The organism is Micromonospora pallida (assembly GCF_900090325.1).
GTDB classification, from domain to species: Bacteria; Actinomycetota; Actinomycetes; order Mycobacteriales; family Micromonosporaceae; genus Micromonospora; species Micromonospora pallida.
The window spans coordinates 6,684,342-6,701,024 of record NZ_FMHW01000002.1 but is presented as its reverse complement, the minus strand read 5'-3'; the positions used below and the strand labels follow the sequence as shown (position 1 = coordinate 6,701,024).

The window sequence follows — 16,683 nt, the reverse complement described above, 5'->3', positions numbered from 1 at the left end:
GCTTGACGGCAAGCTGTACGGGTGATGGTGCGCGAGTGGGATCCCCGGAACGCGTCGTCCGCCGAGATCGCGTCCCTGCTGGCGACGCTGAACGCGGTCCTGACGACCGACCTGCCCGACGATCCGCTGTGGCGGGAAACCTCCCTTCGCGAGTACCTCTCCGAGGTGATGCCCGGTCAACGGCGGATCTCCTGGGTGATCCAGCCGGACCCGACCGGGGCGATCCTCGGCCACGTGCAGGTGCTCCTGCTCGGCGACATCGGCGTGCTGGAGGTTCTCGTACACCCGGACCTGCGCCGCACCGGCGCCGGTCGGACCCTGGTCCAGTTGGCCGCCCGCCGGGCGTACCAGGAGGGTTTCCGGTCGGTCGGGGTCGAGGTGGTCGGTGGGACACCGGCGATCGCGTTCTTCGAGGCGCTCGGCTTCAGCCGGGACTACGTGGAGACCCGGAGCGTGCTCCGGCTCGCCACGGTGGACTGGCCGGCGCTGGGTGGGATGGCCACCGGCATCGGCACCGGCTACCGGATCGAGTTCTGCCCGGGCGGGCCGCCGGACGAGCTGGTCGAGTCGTACGCCCGGGCCAAGGCCGAGTCGCGCGACATCGAGGACGGCGAGCTGCGGCCCAGCTCGTGTGACCCGCAGCGGCTCCGGGACAGCCTGGACTGCCTGCACCGGCGGGGCATGAAGCCGTACATCGTGTGCGCCATCCACGAACGCACCGGTGAGGTGGCCGGGCTGACCGAGGTGGTGGTGCCGGCGCAGCACCCGACCCGGGCCGACCAGTACGACACCATCGTCGTGCCGGACCACCGGGGCTACGGCATCGACCGGGCGATCAAGGCCCGGATGCTGCTGGAGCTGCGCGCCGTCGAGCCGGAGCTGGTCGAGGTGCAGACCTGGAACGCCCAGGCCAACGAGGCCATGCGCCAGGTCAACGCCGACCTGGGGTACCGTCCCGATCGCCAGTGGTGCGAGTACGGTGCCGACGTGGCGGAGCTGGTACACCGGTTGGACGCCCAGGCGCACTGACCGGTCGTTCACCGGCCGGACCGGCGGGGGATGGACGCCGTACAGCATCGACGCCTAACGTGCGTCTGTTCCCTGTCCACCTTTCGTGGAGGCCCCATGCGCCCGCGCCGCACTCTCGCCGCGCTCGCGACCGCCACTGCCGTGACCAGTGTCGCGGCCATCGGTGTCGCACCCCCCGCGGCCAGCGCCGCGCCCACCGACCTGTTCATCTCGGAGTACGTCGAGGGCTCGTCGAACAACAAGGCGATCGAGCTGTTCAACGGCACCGGTTCCGCCATCGACCTGACCGCCGGCGGATACCAGCTCCAGCTCTACTTCAACGGTTCGACCACCCCGACGAACCTGGCGCTGACCGGCACGGTCGCCGCCGGGGACGTCTTCGTCTTCGCCAGTTCCTCGGCCAACGCGGCGATCCTCGCCCAGGCCGACCAGACCACCGGGGCGAGTCTCTACAACGGCGACGACGCGATCGTGCTGCGCAAGGGCAGCACCGTGCTCGACTCGATCGGCCAGGTCGGGTTCGACCCGGGCACCGAGTGGGGCAGCGGCGTCACCAGCACCGAGAACAACACCCTGCGCCGACTCCCGTCGGTCACCGCCGGGGACACCAACCCGTCGGACGCGTTCGACCCGGCCGCCCAGTGGGCCGGCTTCGCCACGGACACCGTGGACGGGCTGGGCACGCACTCCGTCGACGGGGGCGGCCCGGTCGACCAGCCGGCCACGCTGACCTGCGGCCCGGCCCTGGTCACCCCGGCCGGCACGGCGGCGACCCGGGAGGTCACCGCCGTCGACGTCGACGACCGGATCGTCGACCTGGCGGTCACCTCGGTCAGCCCGACGCCGACCGCCGGCACGATCAGCCGGACGGCGGCCACCCCGGCCGACGCGGTGGGCGGCACCGCCCGGGCCACCGTGACCGCCAGCGCCGACCTGGCCGGCGGGGCGTACACGGTCACCCTGACCGCGACCGACGCCGAGGGCGGCACCGCCACCTGCACGCTGGCCGTGACGGTCACCCGCGAGCTGACCGTCGGCGAGGTGCAGGGCCCGACCACCGATGCCGAGTCCGGCCCGGCCGACCGCTCCCCGCTCGCGCCGGCCTCCGGCAACGGCACCAGCAGCACGCTGTACGACGTCCGGGGCGTGGTCACCCAGCGCACCCTGGCGCGTACCTCGGCCGGGGCCGACCAGCACGGCTTCTTCCTCCAGAGCCGCGCGGACGCCACCGACGGCGACCCGACCTCCTCGGACGGCATCTTCGTCTTCATGGGCAACTTCAGCTCGCTGATCGGCGGCTACGTGCCGACGGTCGGTGACGAGGTGGTCGTCCGGGCCCGGGTGTCCGAGCACTTCAACATGACCCAGCTCTCCTCCGCCTCGCTGGCCCGCACGATCACCTCCGGGCTGGACGTGGACAGCGTCGTGGCGGTCACCGACGCGGTGCCCCCGGCCGACCTGGCCGCCGCCGGGCGGTTCTGGGAGCGGCACGAGGGTGCCCGACTGCGGGTCCGCGCCGGCAGCGGCGCGGTGAGCGGGCGGGCCGTCTTCCCGTCCACCATGGACGGCGAGACCTGGCTGGTCGACCGCGACGACCCGCTGCTGGACCGCACCGACCCGTACGCCCGCCGGGTGTTCCGGGACACGCACCCGCTGGACAACGACCCGACCCGGCTCTTCGACGACGGCAACGGCCAGCGGATCATGCTGGGCAGCATGGGCGTGAAGGCCACCGCCGGGGACAGCACCGCGCTGCTGCCGCCGGCGAAGACCTTCGACACCCTGAGCGAGGACGCGTACGGCGCCCTCTACTACTCGTTCGAGAAGTACGGGGTCCAGGTCGAGCAGGCGGCCTTCGCCGCCGGGGCCGACCCGTCGAAGAACAACCCGCCGCAGCCGGCCAAGCGGTCCGAGGAGATCGCGATCGCCGCGTACAACGTGGAGAACCTGTACGACTACCGGGACGACCCGTTCGACGGCTGTGACTTCACCGGCAACGCCGGCTGCACCGGCGTCCGGCCGCCGTTCGACTACGTGCCGGCGAGCGAGGCCGACTACCGCGAGCACCTGACCGCGCTCGCCGACCAGATCGTCACCGACCTGCACGCACCGGACCTGATCCTCGTGCAGGAGGCCGAGGACCAGGACATCTGCACCGTCTCCGGGGGCGAGCTGGTCTGCGGCGACACCGACAACGCCGACGGCGCGCCGGACACCCTCCAGGAGTTGACCCTGGCGGTGGCCGCCGCCGGTGGCCCGGCCTACGCCGCCGCGTACGACCGGACCGGCGCGGACGACCGGGGCATCGTCTCCGGCTTCCTCTACCGCACCGACCGGCTCTCGCTGGCCGAGGCGACCGCCACCGACCCGCTGCTCGGCGCCAACCCGACAGTGCAGTACCGGTCGGCGGGGCTGCCGTCCAACGCGGACGTACAGAACCCGAAGTCGCTCAACGCGGTGCTGCCGCCGGACGTCGACACCTCCACCGGCAAGGACGGCGACGACGTCTTCACCCGGGCTCCGCAGCTCGCGAAGTTCACGGTGCGGGCCACCCCGGGCGGCGCGGAGTCGTACACCCTGTGGGCGCTGAGCAACCACTACTCGTCCGGGCCGGACAGCCGGGTCGGGCAGCGGACCGAGCAGGCCCGGTACGGCGCGGCGATCGTCACCGCGATCGAGGCGTCCGACCCGCACGCCCGGGTGGTGTACGGCGGCGACCTGAACGTCTTCCCCCGCCCTGACGACCCGATCGCCACGGCGGCTGACCCGACCCCGTCGGACCAGCTCGGCCCGCTGTACGAGGCGGGTCTGCGCAACCTCTGGGACGACCTGGTCGCGGACGTGCCGTCGTCGGCCTACTCGTACAGCTTCGAGGGGCACGCGCAGACGCTGGACCACCTGTTCGTAAACGAGACCCTGCACGCCGACCTGGTGCAGGTGCGGGCGGCGCACATCAACGCGGACTGGCCGGCGGAGCACGCCGGGGACGGCTCGCGGGGCTCCAGCGACCACGACCCGCAGGTGGCCCGGTTCCGCTCGCGCGCCTCGCTGAGCGTCGCCGACGTCACGGTCACCGAGGGGGACAAGGGCGACACCGCGGCCACCTTCACGGTCACGGTCTCCCGGCCGCTGTCCCGGCCGGTCGTGCTCTGCGCCGCCACGCTCGGCGTGACCGCCCGCTCCGGGCAGGACTTCACGCCGTACGCCGGCTGCCAGACGCTCGCCGCCGGACAGACGTCGGCCGAGTTCACGGTGGCCGTCCAGGGTGACCGAAAGCGGGAGTCGGACGAGAAGTTCGCCCTCGTGGTGGCCGGTGTGCCGGGCCTGGACCTGGCCGACCCGATCGCCTTCGGCACCGTCGTCGACGACGACTGAGCAACCTGTTCCATCGACGGCCCGTCGCCCTGGTCTGGACCGGGGCGGCGGGCCGTGGTCGTTTCCACGGTCCCCACCTCCCCGTTCCGCAACAAGCCTCCGACTACCCGTCGCCAGATCCATATTTATGATCTACGATTTGTTCGCCCGTCGGTCCGGCGAGCCGACCGAACCCGCGCGAACCAGGGGTGGACCATGTCCGAGAACGACCGTCCCATCGGAACATCCGGATCGGCCGTCAGCCGCCGTGCGGTGTTCACGGCTCTGGGCGTCGGCATCGGGATCGGGGCCGTCGGCCTGCCGACTGCGGCGAGCGCGGCCACCCCCGGCTGGAGCAACCCCACGCTCGGCACCCTCACCTCCGGGTACAAGACCCCTTCCCGGCCGGACCACGCCGGATGGGACATCGCCAACAGCCAGGGCACCCCGGTCTACGCCATCGCGGCCGGCACCGTGCGCGACATCCGCACCGGTTCCTACCCGGGCGACCCGACCAGTGGGCCGCTACCCGGCCGCACCGGCAACAGCGTGCACATCGACCACGCCGACAGCTACTTCTCCTACTACGGCCACCTGCACCGGGTGCTGGTCAGCGACGGGCAGCGGGTGCTCGCCGGCCAACTGATCGGCCTGATGGGCACCACCGGCAACTCCACCGGACCGCACCTGCACTTCGAGGTACACCGGCCCCGGCTGACCACGACGGACCCCCGGACGTTCCTCGCCAACCGGGGCATCAGCCTGGGTTCGACGGCGCCACTGGGCAGCACGGGCTGGCCGAGCGTGTCGCAGGGAACCACGTCATGGGTCGCCCGGGTGATCCAGTACCTGCTGCGGGGCCGGGGCATCTCCGTCGTCGTGGACGGTTACTTCGGCTCGGGGACCACCACCTCGGTCCGGACGTTCCAGAGCAGCAAGGGCCTCTACGTCGACGGCGTGGTCGGCCCGATCACCTGGACCGCGCTGATCCTGCCGTTGCAGCAGGGCAACTCCGGCGACCTGGTGCGCGGCCTCCAGGTGGCGCTCAACGCCCGGGGCGCGAGCCTCACCGTGGACGGCGCCTTCGGTTCCGTGACCGCCACCGCCGTACGGAACTTCCAGAGTTCCCGGGGCCTGGCGGCGGACGGAGTGGTCGGCCCGGTCACCTGGAGCACACTCATCTGAGCGGTCGCGTGCTGAGATCGACGGCCCGTCGCCCTGGTCTGGACCCGGGCGGCGGGCCGTGGTCGTTCTAGATCGACACGAGTTACGGCATGTCGGGGTGTCGGCAGGCCGGGAGAGCCCGACCTGCCGCATTCCGAGTGGATCTCGGCGGGTGGGGGCCGGCGGAGGGCCGGTGGTGGCGGGCGGGGCCCGCCGGTGGTCAGTAGCCTTCGCGCAGCAGGCCGGCGGCCTCGACCGCCCAGTAGGTCAGGATGATCTGCGCGCCGGCCCGGCGGATCGAGGTGAGCGTCTCCAGCATCACCCGCTCGCGGTCGACCCAGCCGTTGGCGGCGGCGGCCTCGACCATCGCGTACTCGCCGGAGACCTGGTAGGCCGCGACCGGGACGTCCACCGTGGCCCGGACCGCCGCCACCACGTCCAGGTAGGGCAGCGCCGGCTTGACCATGACCATGTCGGCGCCCTCGGCCACGTCCAGCTCGACCTCGCGCAGCGACTCGCGCAGGTTCGCCGGATCCTGCTGGTAGGTGCGGCGGTCCCCCTCCAGGGCCGACTCCACCGCGTCCCGGAACGGGCCGAAGAACGCCGAGGCGTACTTCACCGCGTACGCCAGCACGGCCACGTCCTGGTGGCCGGCAGCGTCGAGCGCCCGGCGGACCACGCCGACCTGGCCGTCCATCATCCCGGACGGCCCGACCACGCCGACCCCGGCGGCGGCCTGGGCCACCGCCATCTCGGCGTACGCGGCCAGGGTGGCGTCGTTGTCCACCTCACCGCCGGGGGTGAGCAGCCCGCAGTGCCCGTGCGAGGTGAACTCGTCCAGACACAGGTCGCTCATCACCACCGTGGCGTCCCCGACCTCGCTGACCACGTCCCGGATGGCGACGTTCAGGATGCCCGCCGGGTAGACACCGGCGGAGCCGGTGGCGTCCCGCTGTTCGGGCACCCCGAACAGCATGATCCCGCCAACGCCGGCCTGGACCGCCTCCACCGCCGCCTTGCGCAGCGACTCCCGGGAGTGCTGGACCACCCCGGGCATGGAGGCGACCGGCCGGGGCTCGGTCAGCCCTTCCTTGACGAACATCGGCACGACCAGGTCCGACGGCGCGACCCGGGTCTCGGCCACCAGCCGCCGCACGGCCGCGTTGCGACGCAGCCGGCGGGGCCGGATGTCGGGGTACGGCATGACTACTGCCTCCTGTACGGCGGGTGGGCTGGCCCCCGCAGCGGGTTAGCGGAACCGCAGGGCGGTCGGCCCCTGCACCTTGGAGCCGCGACGCTGCTTGGCCGGCATGGCGGCCAGCTTCTCCCGCAGCTCGACGGCGTAGGCGGCGAGCGCCTCGACCAGGTCGGGCACCGAGGCGTGCGGGGGCTGCACGTCGACCCGCAGGCCGAACTCGGTCGCCGTCTCCGCCGTCTTGGGCCCGATCACCGCGACCACGGTACGCGCGTGCGGCTTGCCGGCGATACCGACGAGGTTGCGCACGGTCGAGGAGGACGTGAAGAGGACCGCGTCGAAGCCGCCCGACTTGATGGCGTCCCGGATCTCGGCCGGCGGCGGCGCGGCGCGGACCGTGCGGTACGCGGTCACGTCGTCGACCTCCCAGCCCCGCTCGGTGAGGCCGGCGGCGAGGGTCTCGGTGGCGATGTCGGCGCGGGGCAACAGCACCCGGCCGACCGGGTCGAGGATCTCGTCGTGCGGGGAGAACTCGGCCAGCAGCCCATCGGAGGACTGCTCCCCCGACGGGACCAGCTCCGGCTGAATGCCGAACGCGCGGACCGCGTCGGCGGTCGCCTCGCCGATGCAGGCGATCTTGACGCCACCGAAGTGCCGGGCGTCCAGGCCGTGCTCGGCGAACTTCTCCCAGACCGCGCGCACCGCGTTCACCGAGGTGAAGATCACCCAGGCGTACCGGCCGTCGACCAGGCCCTTGACCGCCCGCTCCATCTGGGCGGGGGTACGCGGCGGCTCGACCGCGATGGTCGGCACCTCGCACGGGATCGCCCCGTACGCCCGCAGCCGCGCGCTCATCACGCCGGCCTGCTCCTTGGTCCGGGGGACCAGCACCTTCCAGCCGTACAGTGGGCGGTTCTCCCACCAGCTCAGCTTGTCCCGCTGGCCGACGCCCTCGCCGACGGTGAGCACGACCCGGCCGGTGAAGCCGAGCGCGGCGGCGACGAAGGAGTCGACGCTCGACGTGGTGGTGTACTGGGTCTCCCCGGTGCCGTCCCCGGTCACCCCGACCCCGGTGGTGCCGTCGACACCGGCGGAGAGCAGGCCGTCGCGGATCGCGGCGAGGTCGCCCGCGTCCACGGCCAGCGCCAGCGAACCCCGGCCGATGGCCGCGGCGAGCGCCTCGAAGTCCAGCGTGGTGACGTCCTCGACGTCGGCGGCGGTCCGTACGCCCGGCAGCGGCACCCCGGCGTAGGTGGCGACGCCCTCGGCCTGGCCGACGCCCGGCACCACCTCGAAGTGCGCGGCGGTACGCGCCACCGCCTGCACCTCCTTGACCACGGAGTCGTGCCCGAACGGGTCACCGGCGACCAGGTGCACCGCGTTCAGCCCGGACCGGGCCGCCGAGATGAGCACTTTGGCCACGTCACCCGGTGCGCCCTCCGCCGGGGTGAACTGGGCGTCGGAGCGGGCCTGGGCGCGGACGGCGTCGAGCAGCGACTCGGGTACGCCCCGGTCGTACACGACCTGGTCCGCGTCGACCAGGGCGTCGTGCGCCCGACGGGTCAGCAGGCCCGGGTCGCCGGGTCCGGCCCCGACGAACGCGATGTGGCCTACGGGCTTACGGGTGCGGGTCATTCTGTGCTCCCAAATTGCTGGGTCCCCGGGCCGGTGTGGTCTGGACGGCCGAGGATCGAGTCGGCGCCACGGGCGAGGAGTTCGGCGGCGAGTGCCTTGCCGATCTCCGCCGCGTCGGCGGGCGTACCGGTGCGGGACAGCCGGATGTCTCGGGTGCCGTCCGGGCTGATCACCGCCCCGCGCAGGTAGATCTCATCGCCGGTGTCGCCCTCGGCGACCTCGGCGTAGGCGGCGACCGGAGCGGAGCATCCGGCCTCCAGGGTGGCCAGCAGCGCCCGTTCCGCGGTCACCGCGGCCCGGGACGGCGCGTGGTCGAGTACGGCGAGCAGCTCGACCAGGTCCAGATCGTCGGCCCGGCACTCCACGGCCAGCGCACCCTGGGCGGGCGCGGGCAGCATCAGCATCGGGTCGAGCGTCTCGGTGATCTCGTCGGTCCGGCCCAGTCGGGCCAGCCCGGCACGGGCCAGGACGACCGCGTCGAGATCGGCGTCGGGCCCGAGTGCCCGACGTATGCGGGTGTCGACGTTGCCACGGATCGGCACGACGGTCAGCTGCATCCCGAGGGCGTGCAACTGGGCGATGCGCCGCAGCGCGCCGGTCCCGACGGTGGCCCCGGGCGGCAGTTCGGCCAGCGTACGGCCGTCCCGGGCGACGAGCGCGTCGCGCGGATCCTGCCGGGGTGGCACCGCCGCGATGTACAACCCCCCGTACTCGGCGGTGGGCAGGTCCTTGTACGAGTGCACGGCGAGATCGATCTCACCGGCGGTGAGGGCGTCGCGCAGCGCGGAGACGAAGACCCCCACCCCGAGCCGGTGCACCGGCGCGGAGGACCGGTCGCCGGCAGTGACGATCTCGACCAGCTCGACCGGACGGCCGGTGGCGGCGGTGAGGGCGTCGGCGACGTGACCGGACTGGGCCATCGCCAACGCGCTGCCCCGGGTGCCGAGGCGCAGGGGGGCGGTCATCGCTCTCCTTGGTCGGAAGTGATGTCGGGCACCGTGTCGACCGGGGAGGTCTGCGGCACCTGGAGGTCGAAGAGTTCCCGCAGCAGGGCGGCGTACTGGTCACCGCCGGGTTCGGCGGCGAGCTGGCGCACCCGCACGGTGGGCTGGTGCAGCAGCCGCTGCACCACCCGGTGGACCGTCCGGGCCACCTCGGCCCGCTGGTCGTCGGTGAAGTCCGGGCGGCGTTGGACGAGCCGGCCCAGCTCGGCGGCGACCACGTCGTCGGCGCGCCCGCGCAGGGCCGCCACGGTCGGCGCGACGTCCGCGCCCCGCAGCCAGGTCAGGAAGGACTCGACCTCGGCGGTGACGATCCCGTCGACCGCCGCCGCGTCGGTGGCGGCCGGCCCGCCGGCCAGCACCGTGGCCATCCGGTCGATGTCGATCACCTCGACGCCGGGCAGGTCGGCGACCCCCGGCCCGACGTCGCGCGGCACGGCCAGGTCGAGCAGGACCAGCGGTCCCCGGCCGGCACCCCGGCCGGCGAGCGCCCGGCGCACCACCGGTTCGGTGAGGACCGGTTCGGTGGCCGCCGTGGCGGCCACTACGATGTCCACTGTGGAGAGCGCGTCGGCCAGCTCGGTCATCGGGACGGCGCTGGCCCCGTACGACTCGGCCAGCCGCTCGGCGCGGCCGGTTCCCCGGTTCGTGACGGTCAGCGGCCCGGCGCCGAGCCTGGAGAGGGTGGCCACGCCGAGCGCGCCCATCGCGCCGGCGCCCACGACCAGCGCCGGCCGGCCGGCCAGCGTGCCGTCGAGCTGCTCGGCGGCGAGGTTCAACGCGGCGCTGACCACGCTCTGGCCGGCCCGGTCGATTCCGGTCTCGGCGTGAGCGCGCTTGCCCACCCGCAGTGCCTGCTGCATCAGCTCGTGCAGCAGCCGACCGGCCGAGTCGGCGCCGGTCGCCCAGTGGTAGGCGTCCCGGAGCTGGCCCAGGATCTGCGCCTCGCCGACGACCATCGAGTCCAACCCGGCGGCGACCCGGAAGACGTGGTCCACCGCGGCGGCGTCGTAGTGCACGTAGAGGTGGTTGGCGAGGGTGGCGGGCGCGGCGTCGGCCTGTTCGGCGAGGACGGCGCAGATGTCACCGAGGCCACCGTGGAAGCCGGAGACGGCGGCGTACACCTCCACCCGGTTGCAGGTGGAGACGAGCACCGCCTCGCTGACGTACGGCTGGGCGACCAGGCGGTCCAGGGTCCGGGTGAGGTCGGCCGGGGCCACCGCCAACTGCTCCAGGACAGCGACCGGAGCAGTGCGGTAGGACGCGCCGACGGCGAGCAGTTTCACGTGCCGATCGCCTCCTGGGGGTCGGTGGTGGGGGCGCCGCCGGCAAGGCTGGTGAGGGCGGACGGGCCGCTGCCCGGCAGGGCGGTGAGCGACGCCTTACGGTGCTCGTGGAAGGACAGGATCTGCAACTCGATGGCGAGATCGACCTTGCGCACGTCGACCCCGTCGGGCACTGCCAGGACGCACGGAGCGAAGTTCAGGATGCTCGTCACGCCGACCGCGACGAGCTGGTCGGCGACCGCCTGGGCGGACCCCGCCGGGGTGGCGATGACCCCGATGGCGAGCCGCTCCTCGACCGCGATCCGGGGCAGCTCGTCGATGTGGTGCACGACCAGCCCGTTGATCTCCTCGCCGACCCGGGTCCGGTCGGCGTCGAAGAGCGCGGCGATCCGGAAGCCACGGCTGGCGAAGCCGGCGTAACCGGCCAGCGCGTGACCGAGATTACCGACGCCGACCAGGGCCACCGCCCGCCGCTGGTTGAGCCCGAGCACCGACTCGATCTGCTCGATCAGCAGCGCGACGTCGTAGCCGACCCCCCGGGTGCCGTACGACCCGAGGTGGGAGAGGTCCTTGCGGAGCTTGGCGGAGTTGACCCCGGCGGCGGCGGCGAGCCCCTCGCTGGAGACGGTCTCGTGGCCGGTTTCGGCGAGTTGGTGGAGGGAACGAAGGTACTCGGGGAGCCGCGCGACGGTCGCTTCCGGTAGATCCGGGAGCGCCGGTACGGCACCGGCGCGGCTGGGCACGCCTGGGTGACGGTGCTGACTCATGAGACTCCGTGCGGTGCGATCCTGGACCAGCTCCGACCGCCGGCCGTTTCGGGACTCCCGCTGGCGACCGATCTTGCCGGCTGTGCTAGCAGGGCGCGTCGGAACTACAGAGTAGGCGCTTGTGAAGATGTGCACAAATCGCGATCTTGCGAATGCGCGACGCGACAACACCAGGCCCCTCCGTTCCGCACCGACCTTCGCGCGGGCGCTGCCGCACCGCGACGCGATTATTGCTTAATTCCGACTTCTCTGACCAATTACGCTGGCGTCGATCCGCCGTGTCCTGCGAGGTAGGGCCAGCCCCACCACCGGTACGGCGGTGCACGGGATGGGTCGGCCACGTCCACGCACCTAGCCTCGAACCATGACCACGGCCAATCCCGCCACTCCAGTGCCAGCCCGTTCCCCGGGTTTCCACCGACGTATCCTCAGCGATTCCGGCTACGTCCTGCTCGGTCTGCCGCTGGCCGTGGTGAGCCTCACGGTCCTGCTGGTGGGGCTGGCGTTGGGGGTGGGACTGCTGGTGCTGGTGGTCGGCCTACCGATCCTCACCGGGACCCTCTACGCGGCCCGGGGACTGGCCGACATCGAGCGGCTGCTACTGGCCACCGTCCGTCGCCGCCCCCGGATCCGGCCCCGGTACCGACTCCCGGAACCCGGTGCGCGCGCCTGGCGGCGGATCTTCCTGCCGATGCGCGACATCCAGTCCTGGCTCGACCTCGTCCACGGCATCCTCCGGCTGCCCGTGGCGATCGTCACCTTCGTGCTGACCGTCGTCTGGTGGGCGGTGGCCCTCACCGGCACCCTCTACTGGGCGTACGACTGGGCGATCCCGCGCGGTCCGGACGACGTTGGACTGAACGAGCTGATCGGGCTCGGCGACACCACCCGGGCGCGGGTCGGCCTGCACACCGCCATCGGACTGTTCTTCCTGCTCACCCTGCCGGTCGTGGTCCGTGGCTGCGCGCTGCTCCAGGCCGGTTACGGCCGGGCGCTGCTGACCGGGGTGGCCGAGATGCGTGACCGGATCACCGTGTTGGAGGAGCAGAAGCGGGCCGCGGTCTCCGCCGAGGCGTCCGCCCTGCGCCGGCTGGAACGGGACATCCACGACGGCCCCCAGCAGCGACTGGTCCGCCTCGCCATGGACCTCGGCCGGGCCCGCCAGCAGCTCGCCAACGACCCGGAGGCGGCCCGCCGCACCCTCGACGAGGCGCTCGACCAGACCCGCGAGACCCTGGCCGAGCTACGCGGCCTGTCCCGGGGCATCGCTCCGCCGATCCTGGTGGACCGGGGGCTGCCCAGTGCCCTGGCCGCCCTGGCCGGACGCGGGCTCGTTCCGATCGAGCTACGCGTCGACCCGGACCTCGGCACCCCGGACGGCCGACCGGAGCCGGCCGTGGAGCACGCCGCCTACTTCGTGGTCGCCGAGGCGCTGACCAACGTCGCCAAGCACGCCCACGCCACCGAGTGCCGGGTGACCGTCAGCCGGGCGGGCCGGTACCTGGAGATCAGCGTGGTCGACGACGGACAGGGCGGCGCGCACCTGGCCAAGGGCCACGGCCTGGCCGGCATCGCCGACCGGGTCCGCGCCGGCGGAGGCACCCTGGAGGTGACCAGCCCCACCGGCGGCCCCACCGAGGTCCGCGCCTTCCTCCCCGGCTGACCACAGCCATCGCACCCCGGGCTGGTGTTCCAGTCCGGGGTGCGTGTCCCGCCCGACGCTCGCGTCCCGCCCGACGTGGTAGACATCAGGACCATGCGGGTGGTGATCGCCGACGACGCCGTACTGCTCCGGGAGGGGCTGGTCCGGCTGCTGACCGAGAACGGCCACCAGGTGGTGGCCGCCGTCGGGGACGGCGACGCCCTGGTGGAGGCGGTGACGACGCACCGACCCGACGTCTCGATCGTGGACGTGCGGATGCCGCCGTCCCACACCGACGAGGGGCTACGCGCCGCGGTGACCGCCCGGACGCTCGTCCCCCGTACCCCGGTCCTGGTGCTCTCCCAGTACGTCGAGGTGTCGTACGCCGACGACCTGCTCGCCACCACCGGCGGCGCCGGCGGTGGCGGGATCGGCTACCTGCTCAAGGACCGGGTCGCCGCGATCGACGAGTTCCTGGACGCGCTCGCCCGGGTGGCCGCCGGGAGCACCGTGCTCGACCCGGAGGTGGTGGCGCAACTGCTCGTCCGGCGGCGGCGCGACGACCCGCTGCGCGAGCTGACCCCCCGGGAGCGCGAGGTGCTGGCCCTGATGGCCGAGGGCCGCTCGAACACCGCGATCGCCCGGACGCTGGTGGTCAGCGACGGCGCGGTGGAGAAGCACGTCCGCAACATCTTCACCAAGCTCGACCTGCCACCGGACACCCAGCACCTGCACCGCCGCGTCCAGGCCGTCCTCACCTACCTCCGCACCCCCCTCCCCCCGCGTTGATCAACCCGCCTGGGTCGCCAGGTGGACTGCTTCGGTGAGGGTGTCGGCTACCGGGTGGCGGGAGGCACGCAGGCGGGTGGGATCGGTGAAGCCGCCGGTGTAGAGGACGGCCCGGCCGCCGACCGCCTCGGCGGCGTCCGCGTCGTCCAGCGAGTCCCCGATCAGCACCACCGAACTGCCGTCGACGCCCAGCTCGGCGAGGTGCCGTCGGAGCGACTCCGCCTTCCGGTCACCGCCGATGTCGGCCCGCAGCCCGTCGACCCGGGTGAAGTGCCCGGTCAGCCCGTACGTGTGCACCGCCGGCACCAGTTCGTCGTGGAACCACATGGACAGCAGCGACTGGCTGCCGGGCCAGGCCGCGATCGCCGAGCGGGCGTCCGCGGCCAGCGCACAGGTGGTCAGGCCGACCCGGTACGCGTCGTGGAAGACCTTGTCCAGCCGGCCGAACGCATCCTCGTCGACGGCCCGGCCGAGCACCTCGGCGTAGTAGTCGGCGATCGGGCGGCGGAACCGCACCCGGTGCTCGTCGGCGGTGACGGCCGGACCGCCGACGCTGGCGAAGGCCGCGTTGGTGCAGGCCACGACGAGGGTGAGGTCGTTGAGCAGGGTTCCGTTCCAGTCCCACACCAGGTGGCGGTCAGCAGGGGTCATCCGGCCACGATAGGACGGGCCCCGCGCTGGTCAGAGCTGTGGGGTGGTGAGGTCGCGGAGCAGCCGTTCCTCCTCGACCCGCCAGTAGCCGTGCTCCCGGCCGTCGAGGAGCACCACCGGCAGCCGGTCGCCGTACTCGCGTTCCAGTTCCACGTCGCCGGTGACATCGCGTTCGGTCCACCGGTCGCCGGTGACGGCGACCACCCGGGCGAGCGCCTCGCGGGCGTCGTCGCAGAGGTGGCAACCGGGCCGGGTGATCAGGGTGAGCCGGGCGTCAGTGGACATCGGAACCTCCGTGGGCGTCTCCGGCGGCGGGCGGCCGGAGCAGGGTCTTGCGTACCTTGCCGATCACCGAGTGCGGCAGCGCGTCGACGAACTCGACCGACGTCGGGCACTTGAACCGGGCCAGGTGCCGGGCACAGTGGGCGTGCAGTTCCCCGGCGTCCACCGTACCGGGCGAGGTCGGCACCACGTACGCCTGGACGGTTTCCCCGGTGCGCGGGTGCGGTGCGCCCAGCACCGCCGACTCCACCACCGCCGGATGCGCCTGGAGCACCAGCTCCACCTCGTGCGGGTAGACGTTGAACCCGTTGACCAGGATCACCTCGCGCAGCCGGTCCACCAGGAAGAGGTCGCCGTCGGCGTCGGCGTAGGCGACGTCCCCGGTGGCCCACCAGCCGTCCGGGTCCGGCCCGCCCCGCCCGTCCGGCCAGTAGCCGGCGAACAGGTTCGTCCCCCGGACCACGATCTGGCCCGGGTCGGTGCCGGGCGAGGAGACGTCGAGGTCCATCTCGTCGGTGTCGTCGTCGGGCGCGGCCAGGCCGTCCCGCCACAGCTCCGTCCCGTCCCGCGCGACCAGGCGCAGCGCCACCCCGGGCAGCGCCCGCCCGATCGACCCGGCCTTCGGTGCCCCGCCGACCAGGGTGGAGGTGAGCACCGGGGCGGTCTCGGTGAGGCCGTACCCGACGTGCACCGGGCGGCCGGCGACCGCCGCGAAGCGCGCCGCGTCCGCCGGCTCCAGCGGTGCCGCGCCGCAGACCGCGACCCGGACCGACGTCATCGCCGTCGCCACCGGATCACCCGCCGCCGACCAGGCCTGGAACATCGACGGTACGCCCACCAGCACGCTCACCCGGTGCCGGGCGATCTCGTCGAGCGCCCCGACGGTGGTGAACTCGTCGACGAGCACGCCGGTCGCTCCGTGGTGCACGACCGACCCGAGCCCGGTGTTCAGCCCGTACGCGTGGAACAGCGGCAGGGCCAGCAGCACGGTGTCGTCCGGCCCGACCACCGCCGGGGTGATCCGGTCGACCTGCTCGTGGTTGGCGGTCAGCGCGTGGTGCGACAGCATGGCTCCCTTGGGTCGCCCCTCGGTGCCGGAGGTGTAGAGCAGCACGGCGAGGTCGTCCCCGCCCCGGCCCGGCGACACGGTTCCGGAGCCCGGCTCGGTCGGCACGCCTGTGTGCACGGCGGTGAGGGCCGGTAGGTCCGGGGCGATCCCGGCGACCAGGTCGGCCACGGCCGGCGTGGCGATCAGCACGGTGGCGCCGGAGTCGGCCAGCACGTACCGCAGTTCGGTGGCGGTGAGGCCGGGGTTCAGCGGCACGGCGACCAGGCCGGCGCGGAGCGCGCCGAGGAAGCCGAGCACGAAGTCCGGACAGTTGGGCAGGGCGACGGCGACCCGGGCCGGCGGCGCACCGGAGTCTGGATCGGTCGCGGGAACGGCCCGGCCGAGCGCACGGGCCACCCCGTCCACCGCAGTGTCCAGTTCGGACCACGTCAGGGTCTGGTCGCGCCAGTGCAGCGCGACCCGGTCGGGACGACGGTCGGCCGCCTGGCGTACCCGGTCGGCGAGGTTCGGCGTGGAGCTTCCCGCTGTCTGCTGCTGCACGGTCGCTGAGTCTGGCACAGTGGGCGGTCGGCAGACCATGCCCGTCGATAGGTCGTCCTTCAGGCGGGGCGTTCGGCACCGTCCAACAAGCCCGTTACCAGCGAGTTCACCCCTAATCCTTCGTTGGAGGAAAGTCAACCAGGGGGCGACGCACAACGGGTCCGGCAGCGGTGCGACGCGACGGCAAATACTTCGGCTCTGTGTAACGGACTTGCCACACATGGGTGACGTTGGCCTTATCATCACTCGGGTCGACTCACCCCATTTGCCGTGAGTCGA

The 16,683-nt window shown here is 73.0% G+C and carries 13 protein-coding genes; 5 read left to right on the top strand and 8 right to left on the bottom strand.

Annotation, left to right across the window (positions count from 1 at the left end; translation table 11 throughout):
- Positions 1-24: 24 nt before the first annotated feature.
- From GA0074692_RS28590 to GA0074692_RS28580, 3 genes are all read left to right on the top strand, one after another.
- Positions 25-1,029, top strand: a complete 1,005-nt coding sequence (locus tag GA0074692_RS28590) for a GNAT family N-acetyltransferase (protein ID WP_091649896.1) — start codon at positions 25-27, stop codon at positions 1,027-1,029.
- Between the two features lie 96 nt (positions 1,030-1,125).
- Positions 1,126-4,404 (top strand): lamin tail domain-containing protein, encoded by a 3,279-nt coding sequence (locus tag GA0074692_RS28585; RefSeq protein ID WP_091649892.1) that lies wholly within the window; start codon positions 1,126-1,128, stop codon positions 4,402-4,404.
- 252 nt (positions 4,405-4,656) lie between these two features.
- On the top strand, positions 4,657-5,568 hold the full coding sequence (locus GA0074692_RS28580; RefSeq protein ID WP_218106721.1) for a peptidoglycan-binding protein: 912 nt from the start codon (positions 4,657-4,659) through the stop codon (positions 5,566-5,568).
- Between the two features lie 199 nt (positions 5,569-5,767).
- Here GA0074692_RS28580 and hemB read toward each other — a convergent pair whose 3' ends face one another.
- The 5 genes from hemB to GA0074692_RS28555 are packed head-to-tail and all read right to left on the bottom strand — an operon-like array spanning position 5,768 to position 11,431.
- Complete coding sequence (gene hemB / locus GA0074692_RS28575; RefSeq protein WP_091649888.1) at positions 5,768-6,751, bottom strand: porphobilinogen synthase; 984 nt, start codon at positions 6,749-6,751, stop codon at positions 5,768-5,770.
- A 45-nt stretch (positions 6,752-6,796) separates the two neighbouring features.
- On the bottom strand, positions 6,797-8,377 hold the full coding sequence (locus GA0074692_RS28570) for a bifunctional uroporphyrinogen-III C-methyltransferase/uroporphyrinogen-III synthase (RefSeq protein ID WP_091649885.1): 1,581 nt from the start codon (positions 8,375-8,377) through the stop codon (positions 6,797-6,799).
- Positions 8,374-9,342, bottom strand: a complete 969-nt coding sequence (gene hemC, locus GA0074692_RS28565) for a hydroxymethylbilane synthase (protein WP_091649880.1) — start codon at positions 9,340-9,342, stop codon at positions 8,374-8,376. Before hemC ends, GA0074692_RS28570 begins: the two co-directional genes overlap by 4 nt.
- Positions 9,339-10,664, bottom strand: coding sequence for a glutamyl-tRNA reductase (locus GA0074692_RS28560; protein ID WP_091649877.1), 1,326 nt, complete (start codon positions 10,662-10,664; stop codon positions 9,339-9,341). Before GA0074692_RS28560 ends, hemC begins: the two co-directional genes overlap by 4 nt.
- Entirely contained in the window at positions 10,661-11,431 is a 771-nt protein-coding gene (locus GA0074692_RS28555; protein ID WP_091649873.1) for a redox-sensing transcriptional repressor Rex, read from the bottom strand. Before GA0074692_RS28555 ends, GA0074692_RS28560 begins: the two co-directional genes overlap by 4 nt.
- 364 nt (positions 11,432-11,795) lie before the next feature.
- Between GA0074692_RS28555 and GA0074692_RS28550 the strand changes: the two genes are divergently transcribed.
- Positions 11,796-13,094: a sensor histidine kinase gene (locus tag GA0074692_RS28550; protein ID WP_091649870.1), complete on the top strand. Its 1,299-nt coding sequence runs from the start codon at positions 11,796-11,798 to the stop codon at positions 13,092-13,094.
- Between the two features lie 93 nt (positions 13,095-13,187).
- A complete protein-coding gene (locus GA0074692_RS28545; protein ID WP_091649866.1) occupies positions 13,188-13,862 on the top strand; it encodes a response regulator transcription factor in 675 nt (224 codons plus the stop codon).
- Here GA0074692_RS28545 and GA0074692_RS28540 read toward each other — a convergent pair whose 3' ends face one another.
- Genes GA0074692_RS28540 through GA0074692_RS28530 form a run of 3 tightly spaced genes read right to left on the bottom strand, consistent with a single transcriptional unit; the run spans position 13,863 to position 16,443 of the window.
- Positions 13,863-14,513, bottom strand: a complete 651-nt coding sequence (locus GA0074692_RS28540; RefSeq protein WP_091649862.1) for an HAD family hydrolase — start codon at positions 14,511-14,513, stop codon at positions 13,863-13,865.
- 30 nt (positions 14,514-14,543) lie between these two features.
- Complete coding sequence (locus GA0074692_RS28535; RefSeq protein WP_091649859.1) at positions 14,544-14,798, bottom strand: glutaredoxin family protein; 255 nt, start codon at positions 14,796-14,798, stop codon at positions 14,544-14,546.
- Positions 14,788-16,443, bottom strand: a complete 1,656-nt coding sequence (locus GA0074692_RS28530; RefSeq protein WP_091649856.1) for an AMP-binding protein — start codon at positions 16,441-16,443, stop codon at positions 14,788-14,790. Before GA0074692_RS28530 ends, GA0074692_RS28535 begins: the two co-directional genes overlap by 11 nt.
- Between the last annotated feature and the right edge of the window lie 240 nt (positions 16,444-16,683).

Coding starts and splice junctions, on each gene's coding strand:
- GA0074692_RS28590 (WP_091649896.1), top strand. CDS start 25: ATGGTGCGCGAGTGGGATCCCCGGAACGCGTCGTCCGCCGAGATCGCG.
- GA0074692_RS28585 (WP_091649892.1), top strand. CDS start 1,126: ATGCGCCCGCGCCGCACTCTCGCCGCGCTCGCGACCGCCACTGCCGTG.
- hemB (WP_091649888.1), bottom strand. CDS start 6,751: ATGCCGTACCCCGACATCCGGCCCCGCCGGCTGCGTCGCAACGCGGCC.
- GA0074692_RS28570 (WP_091649885.1), bottom strand. CDS start 8,377: ATGACCCGCACCCGTAAGCCCGTAGGCCACATCGCGTTCGTCGGGGCC.
- hemC (WP_091649880.1), bottom strand. CDS start 9,342: ATGACCGCCCCCCTGCGCCTCGGCACCCGGGGCAGCGCGTTGGCGATG.
- GA0074692_RS28555 (WP_091649873.1), bottom strand. CDS start 11,431: ATGAGTCAGCACCGTCACCCAGGCGTGCCCAGCCGCGCCGGTGCCGTA.
- GA0074692_RS28550 (WP_091649870.1), top strand. CDS start 11,796: ATGACCACGGCCAATCCCGCCACTCCAGTGCCAGCCCGTTCCCCGGGT.
- GA0074692_RS28545 (WP_091649866.1), top strand. CDS start 13,188: ATGCGGGTGGTGATCGCCGACGACGCCGTACTGCTCCGGGAGGGGCTG.
- GA0074692_RS28540 (WP_091649862.1), bottom strand. CDS start 14,513: ATGACCCCTGCTGACCGCCACCTGGTGTGGGACTGGAACGGAACCCTG.
- GA0074692_RS28535 (WP_091649859.1), bottom strand. CDS start 14,798: ATGTCCACTGACGCCCGGCTCACCCTGATCACCCGGCCCGGTTGCCAC.
- GA0074692_RS28530 (WP_091649856.1), bottom strand. CDS start 16,443: ATGGTCTGCCGACCGCCCACTGTGCCAGACTCAGCGACCGTGCAGCAG.